The sequence below is a fragment of the Curtobacterium sp. 1310 genome (genome assembly GCF_017834105.1).
Classification (GTDB): Bacteria; Actinomycetota; Actinomycetes; order Actinomycetales; family Microbacteriaceae; genus Curtobacterium.
On sequence record NZ_JAFICY010000003.1, the window covers coordinates 412352 to 430872 of the forward strand.

Sequence of the window (18521 nt, forward strand, 5' to 3'; positions counted from 1 at the left end):
GCGATCCACCCTTGCGTCCTGTCCGTGTGCTCGTGCGTGCGTCGTGTCAGAAGTCGTACTGCTCGCCGACCGGGATCGGCACGGCGACGGTGTTGCCCGGGGGCGCGAGGGGGCACGCCCACGCCGGGTCGTACGCGCACGAGGGGTTGTACGCGAAGTTGAAGTCGAGGACGAGCTCGCCGTCGTCGCCGCCGAGGTCCGCACCCTTGATCGTGTCGAGCAGGTACCGCCCACCGCCGTAGGTGCCGCGGGCACGACCGGCGCTGGCGTCCTTCACGGGCACGAAGAGCCCGCCCGCGTAGCCGCCGTGCGACCAGACGTCGAGCGTGCCGATGCCCGGCAGCCGCACGACACCGAGCCGGTCGAAGTGCACGACGCCGTCGGTGCCCGTCTCCACGTCCATCGCACGGGGCTCGGCGGACTCGATGCGCGCGCGGAACCGCCACTCGGGGTCGTAGTCGGGCACGGGCAGCGCCTCGAAGTCGCGGGCGTCCTCGTCGAGCAGCGGACTGGCCGGGTGCTCGGCGAACATCGCGTCGCGGGTCTCGCGCCACATCGCGTGCGCGGTCTCGGGGTCGGCCGTCGCCCGCACCCGGCGGTACAGGTCGAACGTCATCCGCCGCCAGTCCACGGTGGCGAGGGTGCTGTGCACACGGTCCTGGGCCCTCGGCTCCTGCGTCTGGCTCACGAGGACGAGCGTACGCCCGGGTGCTCCGGACCCGCCAGCGACGGGCCGGGGCTGTGGACGGTCCCCTGCGGGTGCTCCCGTGACGGCCCTGGCACACTGGTCGGACAGCGACCGACGAGGGGACGGGCGACGTGACCAGGGGAACGACGACCAGACGGACCGCCGCCGCGCGGACCACGGCGGGACGGGCGGCACCACGCGTGCACCGCTCGATCGCCCCGATCGTGGCGGGTCTGACCCTCGTCGCGGTCCTGAGCGGGTGCACGGTGTCCGCCTCCGCGAACCGGACGGTGTCGCCGTCGGGGTTCGAGGACGTGGTGGCCGACGCACTCGAACGCGAGGTCGGTCAGCGTCCGCTGGTCGACTGCGGCACGGACCCGATCGACCTGGTCGAGGGGGACACCGTGCACTGCGAGATCGGTGCCGAGGGTGACACGACCGTGTACGACTCCGTCGTCGAGGTGCGTGACGTCGACGGCACGGACTACGCCGTTCACGTGCAGGTGGACGAGCAGCCGAAGTCCTGACGGACGTCGCGCGTCAGTGCCCGGGACGGCCCCACGACGGGGCGAGCTGCCGCATCCGGAGCGCACGCCACTGCCAGATGACCCACATGCCCGGCCAGAGTGCGGCCCCGAGGAGCGTGGGGCGCATCCGGTAGGTGAGCCGGTCGAGCAGCAGGGTCCGCCCGTCACCGAGGTCGACGGTGGCCATCCGGTGCCGCATGGTCATCCGCCCGAAGAGCCCCGAGGTGCCACCTCCGTTGTCGCGTTGCACCGGCACCCCGTCGACCTCGTACAGGTCGATGTCGACGTGCGTGTCGCCGCTCGGCACGACCCCGAGGGCGTCGGCGGTGATCGGGTGCGGGACGCCGGGGGTCCAGCGCTCCGGGAGTCCCTCCGGTGACCGTGAGCGGTAGACGAGGAACGGCTTCGTGACGGCGACCATCACCGAGGGCGACAGCAGGGCGTCGCGGACGGCGTCGACCGGGGCGTCGAGGACGATGCGGAGACCGACGTGCATGCTGCGGACGCTACGCCGTGGCGCTGGGCGGGCGACGTCCCCGCGGGGGACGGTGCACCCGTGCGTCCGACGGGTCAGGCGTGCCGGGCGGCCCGACGCCGTGCGCCCTCGGCACGGTCCCGCGTGCGCAGGCGCTCGGTGAGCGACAGGCGCACGGTCGGCCACTCGGTGGCGGTGATCGAGAAGACCACGGTGTCGCGCAGCGTGCCGTCCCGGCCGATCGAGTGGCTGCGCAGGACGCCGTCCTGCTTCGCGCCGAGCGAGGCGATCGCCGCCCGCGACTGCTGGTTGTGCCAGTGCGTCCGGAACTCGACGGCGATGCAGTCCCAGGTGTCGAACGCGTGCGAGAGCAGGAGCAGCTTCGCCTCGGTGTTGATCCCGCTCCGCTGTGCCGCCCGCGCCAGGAAGGTGTAGCCGATCTCGACGCGACGGTTGGCGGTGTCGATGTTCGCGAAGGTGGTCGCCCCGACGACGCGACCGGTCGGGCGGTCACGGATCGCGAAGGGCACCATCCGCCCCGCCGCGTGCTCGCCGAGCCGCCGGTCGATCTCGGCCTCGACCCGGTCGGGGGCCGGCACCGAGGTGTACCAGGTGCGCCAGAGGTCGCCGTCCGCCACCGCCGCCCGCAGGTCGTCCGCGTGCTCGGCCGCCAGGGGCTCGAGGGTGACGCGGTCGCCGGTCAGCGTGGGGACGGTGGCGATCTCCATGGTCACCGATCCTACGGTCGCGGCACCGACAGCGGGGTCGAGCGGGCACAGGCTGTGGACCGGGCTCCTGTGGGGACGGACAGGGACCGCCGGGGACGGACCGGGACGGACGGGGACGGCCCGCGGCTATCGTGGACCGGTGGCAGCACGCACCCAGGAGCAGTACCAGGTCCGGTTCGCGTGGGGGAGCGCCGGTGCCGACCGGATCGCGCACGGCACGCACCTCGTGGTGTGGGTGGACGTCCTGCCGGAACCGTCCGGGGGCGGGGCCGACCCCGCGGCACGGGCGCGGGCCGCGGCAGCCCTGCTGCCCGACGGCCCGGAGGTCGTGCTCGGCCACCTCGGCAACGCGGCGGCGGTCGCGGAACGCGTGACGAGCCTCCAGGCCGAGCGCGGGGACCGGTGCGTCGTCGCGGTCGTCGCCGCGGGCCGCACCACCGACCCCGGCGTCACCGTCGCGGACGCCGCCGGGGAGCCGGCGGACGGCGCGGAGACGCCGGAGCCCGCGGTCGAGGACCTGCTCGCCGCCGGGGCCGTCGTCGACGCCCTCGTCACGGTCGGCATCGACCACACCTCGCCCGAGGCGGCCACCGCCTGCGCCGCGTACACGGGACTCCGTCGCGCGGTGCGGCACCTCGTGAGCGCCGCGGAGGGTGCGGCGGACCTGGACCGGGAGACGGTGCACGCGGCGCTCGCCGCGGGGCCCGAGCTCGTCGTCCTGCGGGAATCCGGCACCCGGGCGTAGCGTTCCCGATCGGGACCGGCGTCGCCAGGACGCCGCTGATCGCAAGGAGCACGTCATGAAGGCAGTCGTCGGCGACACCGTGATCGCGGAGGCTCCGCAGGAGGACCTCATCCAGATCGAGGGGAACTGGTACTTCCCGCCGAGCGTGGCGCCGGAGTTCTTCTCGGAGAGCGACACCCAGTACCACTGCCCGTGGAAGGGCGACACGCAGTACTACACCGTCACGGTCGACGGTCAGGCGCTGCCGGACCGCGCCTGGACCTACCCCACGCCGATCCCGTCGTCGTTCGACCGGGTCGGCAAGGACTACTCGGGCTACTACGCCTTCTGGAAGGAAGTCCGCGTCGTCGACTGACACGGGGACGACCCGGTCGTCGCCGTCCGGCGGGTTCAGCCGGCCAGCGTCAGCACCACGAGCGCCACGTTGAGGGCGACGATCACCAGCGCGATGACACCCGCGACCACGCGGGTGGTCATCGCGTTGACGTCTGCGCCCATGATGCTCCGCCGTGACGTGTAGACCACGAGCGGCACGATCGCGAAGGCGATGCCGAAGCTCAGCACCACCTGGCTGAGCACGAGGAGCATCGTCGGGTCCGCGCCGACGGCCAGGAGCACCACGGCGGGCAGCAGCGTGACGAGCCGGCGTACCGCGACCGGGATGCGGACGTGCAGCAGCCCGTGCATGATCTCCGCGCCGGCCATGCAGCCCACCGAGGTCGACGCCAGACCGGACGCGAGCAGGCCGACCGCGAACAGCACGCCCACGACGGGGCCGACGTTCGCCGCGATCGCGGCCTGCGCGCCGGGGATGGTGTCGGTGCCCGCGACCCCGGGCAGCGTGGCGGCGGCGAGCACGAGCATGCAGACGTTGACACCGCCCGCGACGATGAGGGCCAGCCCGACGTCCCACCGCGTCGCGACGAGCACCCGGCGGCGCTCCGGCCCGGCGGGGACGTCGCCGTGCCGGTCCCGTGCCAGGGCCGAGTGCAGGTAGACCGCGTGCGGCATCACCGTCGCACCGAGCATGGAGGCGGCGAGGAGCACCGACTGCGCGCCCTCGAACCGGGGGACCAGGCCGCTGACGAGCTCGCCGGGGGAGACCTGCGCGGACAGCAGGCCCGCGCAGAAGCCGACGGTCAGGACCGCGAGCATCGTCGTCACCACCGCCTCGAACGTGCGGGTGCCCCGGCGGCTGTGCAGGAGCAGGATCGCCATCGAGACCACGCCGGTGAGCACGCCGCCGACGACGAGCGGCAGGCCGAACAGCAGGTGCAGCGCGAGCGCCCCGCCGATGACCTCGGCGACGTCGGTCGCAGCGGCGACGACCTCGGCCTGGGCCCAGAAGAGCAGGCGCGGGGTGCGACGCATCCGCAGGCCCAGGTGTTCCGGCAGCGACCTCCCGGTGACGACCCCGAGCTTCGCCGACAGGTACTGGACCACGACGGCACTGGCGTTCGCGGCGACGAGCACCCAGAGCAGCAGGTACCCGTACTGTGCACCGGCGGTCAGGTTCGCCGCGACGTTGCCCGGGTCGACGTAGGCGATCGCGGCGACGAAGGCGGGCCCGAGCAGCGTGAGGCCGGCGGCACGGCGACGCGGCCGACCGGGACCGGGTCCGCCGGTGCCGTCGTCGAGACGTCCGGAGGGGGCACGGCGGGCGGCGGCGGTGTCGGACATGCCGACAGCCTGCCAGGTTTCGGCGGGCCGAATCCTCAGATTCGGCGTGTCACGAGTCGTCCGGGCAGGGCGCCCTAGGCGGCCGCGCGTCGCGCCCGGTGCGCGCGGACCTTCGCGCGGTTGCCGCACCGCTGCATCGAGCACCACCGGCGGGTGCCGCCACGCGACGAGTCGTAGAAGACGAGCCCGCAGTCGTCCGCCGAGCACCGGCTGAGGCGGGTCGCCTGTCCGTCCGCGGCGACGTCGTCGAAGCCGACCTCGGTGAAGAGCGCCACCGCGTCGCGGGCCACGCTCGACAGCGCCTGGGCCAGACGGACCCGGTTCGCGCCCGCCCGACGTCGGCCCCCGGGCAGGCTCGGGGGCACGTCCGGCAGCGCCGCGAACAGGTTCACCGTGTCGATGTCGTCCGGTGCCGGCCGGGTCCGTCCGGTACCGGCGCGGAGCCCGGCGGCGACCGCGGTCCGTTCGGCGGGGCCCGACGAGCCGACGGGGGCCGGGGCAGCGGCGACGGCCAGTCGTCCGATCGCGGCGCGGAGGGCCCGGGCGTCCTGCAGCTCCCGCGCCGTCGCGCCGACGTCGATCGGCTCGGTGTGGTCGCCGAGCCACTCGTCCAGGTCGGCCGGCGTCACGAGGAGCTCACCGAGCCGGGCGCGAGGGCGACGGCCGTCGGCATCGTCGGCGAACCCACCGGTGTGGGCGAAGTCCAGGGCGATCCGGCCGGCGTCGAAGAACCACGACGACCCGCTGTCCGTCCGGATGTGCTGCCCCGTGTGCATCCGCCCAGGCTAACGGCTCCCCGGCGCGCCTCCACGTGCCGGATCGATCATGCGGTAGCCGCGCGCCGCTCCCAGGTGATGAGGTTCCGGCCGTCGAAGCGTCGCGCGCACCGGGCGCAGGCCAGGGGGCGCGTCGGTGTCCGGTAGCGGAAGTGCTCGTGGCCCGCCGGACAGGTGCCGACCCACGGCGCGAGCTCCGACGCGACGGGCCCGTCGTACAGGCGGGAGCCGGTGTACCCGATGTCCGCCGCGGTGCGTCGCCAGACGGGACCGTGACCGGCACGGGGACCGGCGAGCGCGTGCGCGACCTCGTGCAGCAGGACCTGGTCCACGTCGTCGTCCGACACCCGGGTGACGATGTGCCGGCTCACCGTGATGCGTCGGCGGCCGAAGTCGCACTGCCCCGCGCGGGTCCTGGCGTGGTCGAACGCGAACGTCCACCCGCCCGGGCCGAGGTGCACCGCCAGCAGGTGCTCGGCTCGTGCACGGACCCGCTCGAGCGTCGCCGCTGCGGGCTGCGTCGTCACCGTGCGCCGGGGTCCCGCAGGTCGTCGGTGGGCTCGTCGCGCGGCGCCTGACCCTTCTGCGCCGCCTTCGCCGCGATCCGACCCCAGATGTCGTCGGCGTCGGTGCGTGCGGCGTCGGGTGCTCCGAGCACACGGCGACGGACCGGCGGGACCTGCTTCACCGGTTCGGCGACGCGGGTCGTCTGCGGCTCGTCGTCCTCGGCACGGCGCGCGGCGACCTCGCGGGCGGTGCGGGGCTTGTCCTCGGAGGCCTTCGGCTGCGCCACCGAGGCCCGGAGCGCGGCCTCGACCGCGGTGCGGAGCGCCTCGGTGCGCTCCGACGGAGCCCCCGCCTGCCGGAAGGCCTGGTAGGCACGCGAGAGCGCCGACCGGGCCTCGTCGAACCGTGACAGCTCGAACAGCGACCAGCCTTCGAGCTCGGCGGCGGCGCCCTCGAGCTCCGGCCACTCCTCGGTCCGGGCGGTGTCGCGCGCCATCGCGGCCTCGGTCGCGGCGCGCTCGTGGCGTCCCAGGTCGTGCAGCACGTGCGCACGGCGGATGCGCGCGGCGACCTTGTCCGACCGCTCACCGGTGAACATCGTCAGCCGGAAGACCTCCTCCGCGACGACGAGCGACTCGTCGAGCCGGCCGAGCAGGCGGAGGAGCTCGGCCCGCTCCGCCAGGGCCTCGGTGCTCCGGCTCTGCCCGAGGTCGCGCAGCCGCTGCTGCACGGCGTCGGCGTCGACGGCCGGCCGCAGGCTGATCGGCGCGAAGGTGCTCCCCGGGCTCACACCCGCGGTGACCGGGGCGGAGTCGCCCGGCGCGGCGTGACGGGGTTCCCGAGCGCGGTCGGGTTGCTGGCTGTCGTCAGGCGGGAGGGACATCGGTTCGAGGGTAACCGCGGGCTCCCGTGAGCGGGCGGTGCCACGCGCACGGGGGGTCCGAGAACGCGGACCGGTCCGGGACGCGGAACGGCCCGCCCCGCTGCGGCGGGACGGGCCGTCGGTGGCACTCGTGGATCAGTTGCCGCCGGTGACCGCGGCAGCCGCGGCGATGCTGACCGCGATGAACGTCGCGAAGGTGGCGACGACGGCGAGGATGATCGCGAGGACACCCCAGACGCGACCCCGGCCCGCGACCGCCGCGATGATGCCCTGCACCAGGGCCCACAGGCCGAGGACGGCTGCGATGAGGATGATGATCGCCCCGCCGCCGAGCTGGCTCATCGCGGACGGGTCGTTCATGAGCTGCTGCTGCAGCTGTTCCTGCTGCTGCACCGATCCGCCGCCGTCGCGTGCGATCTGCTCGAGTGCGGCGTTGCCCGCGAACGCGGCGCCCAGCACGGCACCGCCGACGACGCCGAGCACGAGCGACAGGACCCCGAGCGCGAACGCCACGAGGCCGACGGTCTTCTTCTTCGCCGGCTTCGTCTCCTCGGAGGACTGCCACGCCGGGCTGCCTGCACTCGCCGGCGCCGAGGACGCCGCGTAGGGCTGGTGCGACCCCTGGTGCTCGCCCCACGTCGGGGACTCGTGACGGCCGTCGCGCTGGTCGTACCGACCGTGCTGGTCGTGCTCGCCGTGCTGCGGCTGGCCGTACTGCTGCTGTCCGTGCTGGTCGCGCTCGCCGTACTGCTGCTGCCCGTACTGGTCGCGCTCGCCGTACTGCTGCTGCCCGTACTGCTGCTGGCCCTGGTGCTGCTCGCCGTACTGCGGCGCCGATCCCGGTGCCGGGTCCACGCGCTCGCCGTAGCGGGGTGCGTCGTGCTGGTCGCGCTGGTCGCGCTGCGGCGCACTGCCCCAGACCGGCGCGTCGCCGTCGCCCGTCCGGTCCTCGTTGCTCCGGTCGTCGTTCGTCATCAGGGGACTCCCTCGGTCGGTCGCGCGGTCGCGCGGTCGTTGTCCCCCATCCTGGCAGCCGGATGCCCGACGTGTTCAGGGGGACTCGGCGCTCCTGTACCCGTCCCACGGCCGGGAGGCCCGGCACCGGACCGGCACCGGGCCTCCCGTCCGGCGTGTGGTCGGGACGCGACCGCGGGCTCAGCCGCCGAAGACGCTGCGGTTCGGTTCGGGGGACGCGACCGCGGTCGCGTCGGTGACGATGGGCGCGCCCGCCGTGAAGGCACGGAGCTCCTGCCCGTGCACCACCTTCGCCGGCATCGGGTCGGACGAGTAGCGCCGGGGCATGTCCGCCACGGGGAGGTCGGTCCGCGACCCGAGCAGCACGATGTTGCCGAACCGCCGCCCCTTGAGCATGCCGGTGTCGGCGACGGCCGCGACCGACGGCAGCACGGCCTGCAGCGTCGATGCCTGCCCGCGTGCGAAGGCCAGGCCGGCCCCGTCCGCGACGTTCACGGCGACGATCCCGGTGGGCGAGAGGAACTCGGCGACGGAGCGGTAGAACTCGACGCTCGTCACGTGCGCGGGGATCTGCGAGCCGCCGAACACGTCGACGACCGCCAGGTCCACCGTGCCGCGGAGGCCGGCCGGCAGCTTGCCGAGCACCTCGCGGGCGTCGCCGTAGCGGACCCGGATCGAGGCGCCGCGGGGGAACGGGAGCACCTCGCGCACGTGCTCGACGAGGTCCCGCTCCAGCTCCACGACCTGCTGCCGCGAGCCCGGGCGGGTGACGGCGACGTACCGGGGCAGGGTCAGTGCACCCGCACCGAGGTGCAGCGCCGTGATCGGTCCCTCCGGCAGGAGGTCGATCGCGTGTCCGATGCGCCGGATGTACTCGAACGCCAGGTGCGTGGGGTCCTCGAGGTCGACGTGCGACTGCGGCGTGCCGTCCACCACGAGCGTGAAGGACCCGGGGCGGTGCCGGTCCGGCTCCACCGACGCCCAGCCCGCACCGATCCGGAACCCGTCGAACGCATCAGCCATGCCTCCCATGGAACACCACCGCGGAGCCTCCGCTCTCCGCACGACCAGCCGACGTCAAGGGACACGACGTACCGTTCTCGTCGTCGTCACCCGACAGGTGTCGAGCACCGTGCGGCCGAGGCCGTGGTGTTCCGCCGGTCCGGGTGACCGCGACGTGGACCGGCACGACCCCGCGCGACCCCCACCGCGCCCGGGTGCCCCGCACGTCGTCGGCGCGCCCCGCACCCCCACCAGAGGCTCGCCGCCCTCCCGCGTGCGACGGCGCACGGCACCACGCGTGCGCCGTCCGACGACCCGGGCGCCCGCGGCAGGAACACGACTCCCGCAGGAGACCCGCGATGACCGACACCCTGAGCATCCCCACCCTCCGTCCCGCCCGGCGCCCGGCCGGCGTGCCACGCAGCCGGACCGGCTCCGCCGCGGCGGACGGTCGCCGGTCCGCCCGGCCGCACCGCGCCTCCCGGCCGGTGGCCGTCGACGGTGAGCGCGCTCCCCGGTGGATGCGCGTGGTCGGCGCCGTGCTGCTGCTCGGCGGGGGCGCGCTGACCGCGGCCGTCCTCGGTTGGCCGGGGGACGCACCGGAGGTCGCGCTGCTGCTGCCGGGCGTGGTCGCACTCGTGGCCGGTGCCCTGCTGCTGCTCGCCCGGACCGGCATCGCGGTGACCGACGCCGCCGTCGTCCTGCACTTCCGGCCGCTGCCGACGCGGCGGATCGCGCGGGGACGCATCGCCGACGTGACGGTGGCCGACGCGGACGCGCGCACCTTCGGCGGGGTGGGCCTGCGGCTCGGTCGCGGGGTGCGTGCGCTCATCCTCACGCCGGGCCGCGGCGTGCGGATCACGGACGACCGGGGGCGGGTGACCTTCGTCCGGACCGAGCACCCGGAGGAGCTGCTGCACGCGCTCGAGGACTGATCCGGGCCGCGCTGCGGGAATCCCGGGGCGGGCGGTGTGCTTATACACGCCATCGCCGAATCCGGTCAAGCCAGGACTGGACAGCGCGCGCCAGGGCGACCTATGATGACAGTTCGCGCTCCCTGGCATTCGTGTGTCGTCATATTGCGGTCGAACACGCGCCCTGGTGCAGCCGGTCCCGTATATGGCGGCGGGACCCGCTCACCGATCATCCCACAGGTCCTCGACGGTCGTTGCCGTCGTGCGTTCCGTGTCGGTGGTCCCGGGGTCGCGCCGAGCGATCAATCCACTCACCTACGTGCTGCTCGTCAGTACCGGCCCGACGGGGCCTACCGGAGGTCACACCCTTGGCTGCTGCGCCCAACGCATCCACCAACCCCAAGAACGGTCGCAACCACTCGCGACTCTCGTTCGCCAAGATCACGGACACCCTCACGGTGCCGGATCTGCTCGCCCTCCAGACGGAGAGCTTCGACTGGCTCGTCGGCAACGACGTCTGGAAGGCCCGCCTCGCCGAAGGACAGGAGCAGGGTCGCACCGACCTCGCGCTGCACTCCGGCCTCGAGGAGATCTTCGAGGAGATCTCCCCGATCGAGGACCTCGGCGAGACCATGCAGCTCTCGTTCACGTCCCCGGAGCTCGAGGACCCGAAGTACTCCATCGACGAGTGCAAGGAGCGTGGCAAGACCTACGCCGCGCCGCTGTACGTCAACGCCGAGTTCATGAACCACATGACCGGTGAGATCAAGACGCAGACCGTCTTCATGGGCGACTTCCCGCTCATGACCGAGCGCGGCACGTTCATCATCAACGGCACCGAGCGCGTCGTCGTCTCGCAGCTCGTCCGCTCGCCGGGCGTCTACTTCGAGCGCCAGCAGGAGAAGACCTCCGACAAGGACATCTACTCCGCCCGCGTGATCCCGTCGCGTGGTGCGTGGCTCGAGTTCGAGATCGACAAGCGCGACCAGGTGGGCGTGCGCATCGACCGCAAGCGCAAGCAGTCCGTGACCGTCTTCCTCAAGGCCCTCGGCCTGACGAGCGAGGAGATCATGGAGGAGTTCCAGGGCTTCGCCTCGATCGAGTCGACCCTCGAGAAGGACGCCGTCCTCACCAAGGAAGAGGCGCTCAAGGACATCTACCGCAAGCTGCGTCCGGGCGAGCAGGTCGCCGCCGAGGCCGCGCGTGCGCTCCTCGACAACTTCTACTTCAACTCGAAGCGCTACGACCTCGCCAAGGTGGGTCGCTACAAGCTGAACCGCAAGCTCGGCATCGACGCGCAGCTCTCGGACTCGGTGCTGACCGTGCAGGACATCGTCCGCACCATCAAGTACCTCGTCTCGCTGCACGCCGAGAAGACGACGCTCGACGGTGTCCGTGACGGCGAGCCCGTCCAGCTCCGTCTCGACGTGGACGACATCGACCACTTCGGCAACCGTCGCATCCGCGCCGTCGGCGAGCTCATCCAGAACCAGGTCCGCACCGGTCTGTCCCGCATGGAGCGCGTCGTCCGCGAGCGCATGACCACGCAGGACATCGAGGCGATCACCCCGCAGACCCTGATCAACGTGCGACCCGTCGTCGCCGCGATCAAGGAGTTCTTCGGCACCTCGCAGCTGTCGCAGTTCATGGACCAGAACAACCCGCTCGCGGGTCTGACGCACAAGCGTCGCCTGTCGGCCCTCGGCCCGGGCGGTCTGTCCCGTGAGCGTGCCGGCGTCGAGGTCCGCGACGTCCACCCGTCGCACTACGGCCGCATGTGCCCGATCGAGACCCCGGAAGGCCCGAACATCGGTCTGATCGGCTCGCTCGCGTCGTTCGGTCGGATCAACTCCTTCGGCTTCATCGAGACGCCGTACCGCCGCGTCGTGAACGGTCAGGTCACCACGACCATCGACTACCTCACGGCATCGGAGGAGGACGACTTCGTCGTCGCCCAGGCCAACGCGCCGCTGACCGACGACTTCCACTTCCAGGACGACAAGGTGCTCGTCCGGAAGAAGGGCGGCGAGGTCGAGCTCGTCGGCAAGGACGAGGTCGACTACATGGACGTCTCGCCGCGCCAGATGGTGTCGGTCGCGACCTCGCTCATCCCGTTCCTCGAGCACGACGACGCGAACCGCGCCCTCATGGGTGCGAACATGCAGCGTCAGGCCGTCCCGCTGCTCCGTTCCGAGTCGCCGCTCGTCGGCACCGGCATGGAGGGCTACACCGCCATCGACGCCGGTGACGTCGTCACCGCCGACAAGGCGGGTGTCGTCTCCGAGGTCTCGGCCGATGCCGTGACCCTGCAGCTCGACGAGGGCGGCACGCAGACCTACTACCTGCGCAAGTTCGACCGCTCGAACCAGGGCACGAGCTACAACCACCGCGTCATCGTCTCCGCAGGCGAGCGCGTGGAGCAGGGCGAGGTCATCGCCGACGGCCCCGCGACGGAGAACGGCGAGCTCGCGCTCGGCAAGAACCTCCTCGTCGCGTTCATGCCGTGGGAGGGCTACAACTACGAGGACGCGATGATCCTGTCGCAGAACCTCGTGAAGGACGACACGCTCTCCTCGATCCACATCGAGGAGTACGAGGTCGACGCTCGCGACACGAAGCTCGGCAAGGAGGAGATCACCCGCGACCTCCCGAACGTCAGCCCGGACCTCCTGGCCGACCTCGACGAGCGCGGCATCATCCGCATCGGCGCCGAGGTCCGCCCCGGCGACATCCTGGTCGGCAAGGTCACGCCGAAGGGCGAGACCGAGCTCTCCGCCGAGGAGCGCCTGCTCCGCGCAATCTTCAACGAGAAGTCGCGCGAGGTGCGCGACACCTCGCTGAAGGTGCCCCACGGTGAAGAGGGCACGATCATCGGCGTCAAGGTCTTCGACGCGCAGGACGGCGACGACGAGCTCGGCTCGGGTGTCAACCAGCGCGTGGTCGTCTACATCGCCCAGAAGCGCAAGATCACCGCGGGTGACAAGCTCGCCGGTCGTCACGGCAACAAGGGCGTCATCTCGACGATCCTGCCGGTCGAGGACATGCCGTTCCTCGCGGACGGCACCCCGGTCGACATCGTGCTCAACCCGCTCGGCGTCCCCGGCCGCATGAACTTCGGCCAGGTCCTCGAGATCCACCTCGGGTGGCTCGCGAAGCAGGGCTGGAACGTCGAGGGCATCCAGGAGTGGGCATCCGCCCTGCCGGAGGCAGCGCACAGCGCGGCGCCCGGCACGAAGGTGGCCACCCCGGTGTTCGACGGTGCGTACGAGCGCGAGATCGAGGGGCTCCTCGACAGCACGCTCCCGAACCGCGACGGCGAGCGCCTGATCGGTTCCTCCGGCAAGGCGCAGCTCTTCGACGGCCGCTCCGGCGAGCCGTTCCCGGAGCCCGTCTCGGTCGGCTACATGTACATCCTCAAGCTGCACCACCTGGTCGACGACAAGATCCACGCCCGTTCGACCGGTCCGTACTCGATGATCACGCAGCAGCCGCTGGGTGGTAAGGCGCAGTTCGGTGGACAGCGGTTCGGTGAGATGGAGGTGTGGGCGCTCGAAGCGTACGGCGCTGCTTACGCCCTCCAGGAGCTCCTGACGATCAAGTCCGACGACATCCTCGGCCGCGTGAAGGTCTACGAGGCGATCGTCAAGGGCGAGAACATCCAGGAACCCGGCATCCCCGAGTCGTTCAAGGTCCTCATGAAGGAGATGCAGTCGCTCTGCCTGAACGTCGAGGTCCTCTCGGCGGACGGCCAGGCGGTCAGCCTCCGCGACACGGACGACGAGGTCTTCCGTGCCGCTGAAGAGCTCGGCATCAACATCTCCTCGCGGTTCGAGTCGTCGTCCGTCGACGACATCTGAGCCGGCCCGTACCGAACACGTTTCGAACTCAGCAAGAGAGAAGAACATTGCTCGAAGCAACGTCATTTGACGCCATCCGGATCGGCCTCGCGACCGCCGAGGACATCCGTCAGTGGTCGTACGGCGAGGTCAAGAAGCCGGAGACCATCAACTACCGCACCCTGAAGCCCGAGAAGGACGGTCTGTTCGGCGAGCAGATCTTCGGTCCGTCCCGCGACTGGGAGTGCGCCTGCGGCAAGTACAAGCGTGTCCGCTTCAAGGGCATCGTCTGCGAGCGCTGCGGCGTCGAGGTCACCAAGTCCTCGGTCCGCCGTGAGCGCATGGGCCACATCGAGCTCGCCGCGCCCGTCACGCACATCTGGTACTTCAAGGGCGTCCCGTCGCGCCTCGGGTACCTCCTCGACATGGCGCCGAAGGACCTCGAGAAGGTCATCTACTTCGCGGCGTACATGATCATCGACATCGATGAAGAGGGCCGTCACGCCGACATGCCCGGTCTCGAGAACGAGATGCGCCTCGAGATCAAGAACCTCGAGGGTCAGCGCGACTCGATCATCGCCGACCGCCTCAAGAAGCTCGAGGACGACCTCGCAGCGCTCGAGGAAGAGGGCGCCAAGGCCGACGTGAAGCGCCGGACCAAGGACACCGCCGAGAAGGAGATGTCCCAGGTCCGCAAGTCCTTCGACGAGGACATCACCCGCCTCGAGCGCGTGTGGGAGGACTTCCGCAACCTCAAGGTCGGCGACCTCAAGCCCGAGGACGCCGTGTTCCACGAGCTGCAGGACCGCTTCGGGATCTACTTCGACGCCTACATGGGCGCCGAGGCGATCAAGCTGCGGCTCGAGGCCTTCGACCTGGCCGCCGAGGCCGAGTCGCTGCGTCTGCAGATCGCCGAGGGCAAGGGTCAGAAGAAGATCCGCGCGATCAAGCGCCTGCGCGTCGTCAGCTCCTTCCTCGCCACCGGCAACTCGCCGGCCGCGATGGTGCTCGACGTCGTGCCGGTCATCCCGCCGGAGCTGCGCCCGATGGTGCAGCTCGACGGTGGCCGCTTCGCCACGTCGGACCTCAACGACCTCTACCGTCGTGTGATCAACCGCAACAACCGTCTCCGCCGCCTGCTCGACCTCGGTGCCCCCGAGATCATCGTGAACAACGAGAAGCGCATGCTGCAGGAAGCGGTCGACGCGCTGTTCGACAACGGTCGTCGTGGTCGTCCCGTCACGGGTACCGGCAACCGCGCCCTGAAGTCCCTGAGCGACATGCTCAAGGGAAAGCAGGGTCGCTTCCGCCAGAACCTGCTCGGCAAGCGCGTCGACTACTCGGGTCGTTCGGTCATCATCGTCGGCCCGCAGCTCAAGCTGCACCAGTGCGGTCTGCCGAAGCAGATGGCGCTCGAGCTGTTCAAGCCGTTCGTCATCAAGCGCCTCATCGACCTGTCGCACGCGCAGAACATCAAGTCGGCCAAGCGCATGGTCGAGCGTTCGCGTCCGCAGGTGTGGGACGTGCTCGAGGAGATCATCCGCGAGCGCCCCGTCCTGCTGAACCGTGCGCCGACGCTGCACCGTCTGGGCATCCAGGCGTTCGAGCCGCAGCTCGTCGAGGGCAAGGCCATCCAGCTCCACCCGCTCGTGTGTGCTGCGTTCAACGCGGACTTCGACGGTGACCAGATGGCCGTGCACCTGCCGCTGTCGGTCGAGGCCCAGGCCGAGGCCCGCATCCTGATGCTCGCCTCGAACAACATCCTCAAGCCGTCGGACGGCCGTCCGGTGACCCTGCCCGCACAGGACATGATCATCGGTCTGCACCACCTGACGACCGTCCGCGAGGGCGCGCTCGGCGAGGGCCGTGCGTTCTCGTCGGTCGCCGAGGCGATCCTGGCCAAGGACCAGAACACGCTGCACCTCAACGCGATGGTGAAGATCCGCATGTCGGGTGTCCACTTCGCCGAGGGCGAGGCGCCGGAGGGCTACGAGGTCGGTCAGCCGATCCTCCTCGAGACCACCCTGGGCCGTGCGCTCTTCAACGAGACGCTGCCGGCGGACTACCCGTTCGTCCAGCGCGTCACCGACAAGGGCACCCTCTCCGCGATCGTCAACGACCTCGCCGAGCGCTACTCCAAGACCGAGACGGCCGCTGCGCTGGACCGGATCAAGGACGCGGGCTTCTACTGGGGCACGCGCTCCGGTGTGACCGTGGCGCTGTCGGACGTCGTGACGCCTCCTCGCAAGAAGGAGATCATCGCGGGCTACGAGGTCCAGGCCGCCAAGGTCCAGGGCGAGTTCGACAAGGGTCTGATCACCGACGCGGAGCGCCGCGCCGACCTGATCAAGATCTGGACCGAGGCCACGAACGAGATCGCGCAGGAGATGCGCGACAACTTCCCGGTCGACAACACCATCAACCGCATGGTCTCGTCGGGTGCTCGTGGTAACTGGCTGCAGGTGCGCAACATCGCCGGTATGCGTGGTCTGGTGAACAACCCGAAGGGTGAGATCATCGCCCGCCCGATCATCAACTCGTACCGCGAGGGCCTGACCGTGGCGGAGTACTTCATCGCCACGCACGGTGCCCGCAAGGGTCTGGCGGACACGGCTCTCCGTACCGCCGACTCGGGCTACCTGACCCGTCGTCTCGTCGACGTGTCGCAGGACGTCATCATCCGTGAGGACGACTGCGGGACGACCCGTGGCCTCGAGCTGCCGATCGCGACCGTGGGTGCCGACGGCGCCCTCGTCCGCGACCCGCGCGTCGAGAACACCGTCTACTCGCGCACGCTGGCCACCGAGGCAGCGGACGCGAAGGGCACGGTCGTCGCCGAGGCCGGTTCGGACGTCGGTGACGTCCTGCTGGACACGCTGCTCGAGGCGGGTGTCGAGAGCATCAAGGTGCGCTCGGTCCTGACCTGTGAGTCGGCCGTCGGTGTCTGCGCGAAGTGCTACGGCCGTTCGCTCGCCACGGGCAACCTCGTCGACATCGGCGAGGCGGTCGGCATCATCGCCGCCCAGTCCATCGGTGAGCCCGGTACCCAGCTGACGATGCGTACCTTCCACACGGGTGGTTCGGCCTCGGCCGACGACATCACGCAGGGTCTGCCCCGCGTGACCGAGCTCTTCGAGGCCCGCACCCCGAAGGGCGCGTCCCCGATCGCCGAGGCCCCCGGCCGCGTCACGATCGAGGACACGGACAAGGGTCGTCGGATCATCCTCACGCCGGACAACGGCGACGAGCCGTTCATCTACCCGGTGCTCAAGCGTGCGACCCTCCTCATCGAGGACGGCCAGCACGTCGAGCTCGGCGAGCAGTTCATCGCCGGCACGGTGGACCCGAAGGAGGTCCTCCGGGTCAAGGGTGTGCGCGAGGTCCAGAAGCACCTCGTCAACGGTGTGCAGGACGTGTACGGCTCGCAGGGCGTGCCGATCCACGACAAGCACATCGAGGTCATCGTCCGCCAGATGCTCCGCAAGGTCACCGTCGTCGACCACGGCGACACCGACCTGCTGCCGGGCGAGCTCGTCGACCGGTCGCGCTACAACGCGCTGAACCGTGCGGCGCTGCAGGAGGGTCGCAAGACCGCCTCGGCTCGCCAGGAGGTCATGGGCATCACGAAGGCGTCCCTCGCGACCGAGTCGTGGCTGTCCGCCGCGTCCTTCCAGGAGACCACCCGCGTCCTCACGCAGGCGGCCATGGAGGGCAAGCAGGACCACCTCGTCGGCCTCAAGGAGAACGTCATCATCGGTAAGCTCATCCCCGCCGGGACGGGCCTCAGCCGGTACCGTGACGTGGACGTCGCCGCGACCGAGGAAGCCAAGGCGGAGCGGTACCCCAACCGCATCTTCGCCGACGACTCCTCGTTCTCGGACGCCGACCTGAGCTTCGTCGACTTCGACAGCTTCTCGTCGGACGACTTCACGCCCGGGACCTACAACTGAGCCTGAGCTGAACCCGGAAGGCCCCCGCATCCTCGGATGCGGGGGCCTTCCTCGTTGCCGGCGCGTGGCCGGTCAGCGGCGTGCTGCCGGCCTGGAGGCTCGTGACGGGCCCGCCACGCGCCTCCAGGCCGGCGCGCGGTCGCGTCTCAGGCCGTGCGGCCCTTCTCGTCGACCAACGAGTACAGGCTGAGGACGTTGCCGTCGGGGTCGCGGACGTCGAACCAGTCGACGGCACCGTCGACGCACTCGACCGGGCCGACGTCGATGCCGAGCGACCCGATGCGGGCGTGCTGGGACCGGACGTCGTCGACACCGAACCGGACGGTCGCCGGACGCCGTTCGGCGTCCGCGTCGAGGTACAGCTGCAGCCAGATGCCGCCGATCTCGTACTCGACGACGCCGTCCTCGGGCTCCAGGTCGGGGTCCGCACGCTGGAACACGGCGCCGTACCAGAGGCAGGACGCCTCGATGTCGGAGACGGGGAGGCCCACGGTCACGCTCGTGATGTCCATGGCTCATCATGGCCCGGGGCGGCGCCGCACGTCGAGGACTTCGTCGTGGGGCGGTGCGGGCGGCGGCCGCGCGTGGACCCCGTCGCGTCCGTTCCTGCACAGCCCGGGGTCTCGACCGAGTGCTCCACCGATCGCCGGACCGCCCACCCCGCGAGCACGCTCGCGACGGAGCATCGACCCGTGTCGATCATCGTCCGGACCACCCAGTACCGGCGGGTACCCCTGCACTGGGGACACCCGCCACCCCGTCGCCCCCTCGTTGTGGGACTGCGGTCGCCGCGCACCGCGGCAATAGCGTGGACGGGCGCCGCACCGCTGCGGGA

The 18521-nt window shown here is 71.2% G+C and carries 16 protein-coding genes; 6 read left to right on the forward strand and 10 right to left on the reverse strand.

Annotated elements, in window-relative coordinates; translation table 11 throughout:
• Positions 1-46: 46 nt before the first annotated feature.
• The gene (locus JOD95_RS10310) at positions 47-616 is read right to left on the reverse strand and encodes a DUF1684 domain-containing protein (protein ID WP_209684941.1); all 570 of its coding nucleotides are present in this window, start codon (positions 614-616) and stop codon (positions 47-49) included.
• A 272-nt stretch (positions 617-888) separates the two neighbouring features.
• Here JOD95_RS10310 and JOD95_RS10315 point away from each other — a divergent pair, with 272 nt between their 5' ends.
• A complete protein-coding gene (locus JOD95_RS10315) occupies positions 889-1215 on the forward strand; it encodes a hypothetical protein (protein WP_066657103.1) in 327 nt (108 codons plus the stop codon).
• Between the two features lie 13 nt (positions 1216-1228).
• On the opposite strand, the gene JOD95_RS10320 is transcribed toward JOD95_RS10315, so the two are convergent.
• The gene (locus JOD95_RS10320; RefSeq protein WP_066657101.1) at positions 1229-1711 is read right to left on the reverse strand and encodes a hypothetical protein; all 483 of its coding nucleotides are present in this window, start codon (positions 1709-1711) and stop codon (positions 1229-1231) included.
• A 74-nt stretch (positions 1712-1785) separates the two neighbouring features.
• Positions 1786-2418, reverse strand: coding sequence for a GNAT family N-acetyltransferase (locus JOD95_RS10325; protein WP_066657099.1), 633 nt, complete (start codon positions 2416-2418; stop codon positions 1786-1788).
• A 139-nt stretch (positions 2419-2557) separates the two neighbouring features.
• Here JOD95_RS10325 and JOD95_RS10330 point away from each other — a divergent pair, with 139 nt between their 5' ends.
• Both JOD95_RS10330 and JOD95_RS10335 read left to right on the forward strand, forming a co-directional pair.
• The gene (locus JOD95_RS10330) at positions 2558-3163 is read left to right on the forward strand and encodes a hypothetical protein (RefSeq protein ID WP_209684891.1); all 606 of its coding nucleotides are present in this window, start codon (positions 2558-2560) and stop codon (positions 3161-3163) included.
• Positions 3164-3218: 55 nt separating this feature from the next.
• Entirely contained in the window at positions 3219-3518 is a 300-nt protein-coding gene (locus JOD95_RS10335; protein ID WP_209684892.1) for a DUF427 domain-containing protein, read from the forward strand.
• Positions 3519-3553: 35 nt separating this feature from the next.
• On the opposite strand, the gene JOD95_RS10340 is transcribed toward JOD95_RS10335, so the two are convergent.
• The 6 genes from JOD95_RS10340 to JOD95_RS10365 form a co-directional block, all read right to left on the reverse strand.
• On the reverse strand, positions 3554-4843 hold the full coding sequence (locus JOD95_RS10340) for an Nramp family divalent metal transporter (protein ID WP_209684893.1): 1290 nt from the start codon (positions 4841-4843) through the stop codon (positions 3554-3556).
• A gap of 74 nt (positions 4844-4917) precedes the next feature.
• Entirely contained in the window at positions 4918-5619 is a 702-nt protein-coding gene (locus JOD95_RS10345; RefSeq protein ID WP_066657096.1) for a CGNR zinc finger domain-containing protein, read from the reverse strand.
• A gap of 47 nt (positions 5620-5666) precedes the next feature.
• Positions 5667-6146 carry a SprT-like domain-containing protein gene (locus tag JOD95_RS10350; RefSeq protein WP_209684894.1) on the reverse strand — a complete coding sequence of 160 codons (480 nt, stop codon included), beginning with the start codon at positions 6144-6146 and terminating at the stop codon, positions 5667-5669.
• Entirely contained in the window at positions 6143-7009 is an 867-nt protein-coding gene (locus JOD95_RS10355; RefSeq protein WP_209684895.1) for a hypothetical protein, read from the reverse strand. The genes JOD95_RS10350 and JOD95_RS10355 overlap by 4 nt, the downstream gene beginning before the upstream one ends.
• A 135-nt stretch (positions 7010-7144) precedes the next feature.
• Positions 7145-7984: a DUF4064 domain-containing protein gene (locus tag JOD95_RS10360; protein ID WP_209684896.1), complete on the reverse strand. Its 840-nt coding sequence runs from the start codon at positions 7982-7984 to the stop codon at positions 7145-7147.
• Between the two features lie 180 nt (positions 7985-8164).
• Complete coding sequence (locus JOD95_RS10365; protein ID WP_066657081.1) at positions 8165-9007, reverse strand: spermidine synthase; 843 nt, start codon at positions 9005-9007, stop codon at positions 8165-8167.
• A gap of 338 nt (positions 9008-9345) precedes the next feature.
• On the opposite strand from JOD95_RS10365, the gene JOD95_RS10370 reads away from it, so the two are divergent.
• The 3 genes from JOD95_RS10370 to JOD95_RS10380 all read left to right on the forward strand — a co-directional run bounded on the left by JOD95_RS10370 (position 9346) and on the right by JOD95_RS10380 (position 17686).
• A complete protein-coding gene (locus JOD95_RS10370) occupies positions 9346-9921 on the forward strand; it encodes a hypothetical protein (protein ID WP_066657079.1) in 576 nt (191 codons plus the stop codon).
• Between the two features lie 347 nt (positions 9922-10268).
• Complete coding sequence (rpoB, locus tag JOD95_RS10375) at positions 10269-13757, forward strand: DNA-directed RNA polymerase subunit beta (RefSeq protein ID WP_066657077.1); 3489 nt, start codon at positions 10269-10271, stop codon at positions 13755-13757.
• A gap of 47 nt (positions 13758-13804) precedes the next feature.
• Positions 13805-17686 carry a DNA-directed RNA polymerase subunit beta' gene (locus tag JOD95_RS10380; RefSeq protein ID WP_066657075.1) on the forward strand — a complete coding sequence of 1294 codons (3882 nt, stop codon included), beginning with the start codon at positions 13805-13807 and terminating at the stop codon, positions 17684-17686.
• 146 nt (positions 17687-17832) lie between these two features.
• Here JOD95_RS10380 and JOD95_RS10385 read toward each other — a convergent pair whose 3' ends face one another.
• Entirely contained in the window at positions 17833-18198 is a 366-nt protein-coding gene (locus JOD95_RS10385) for a VOC family protein (protein WP_058728464.1), read from the reverse strand.
• Between the last annotated feature and the right edge of the window lie 323 nt (positions 18199-18521).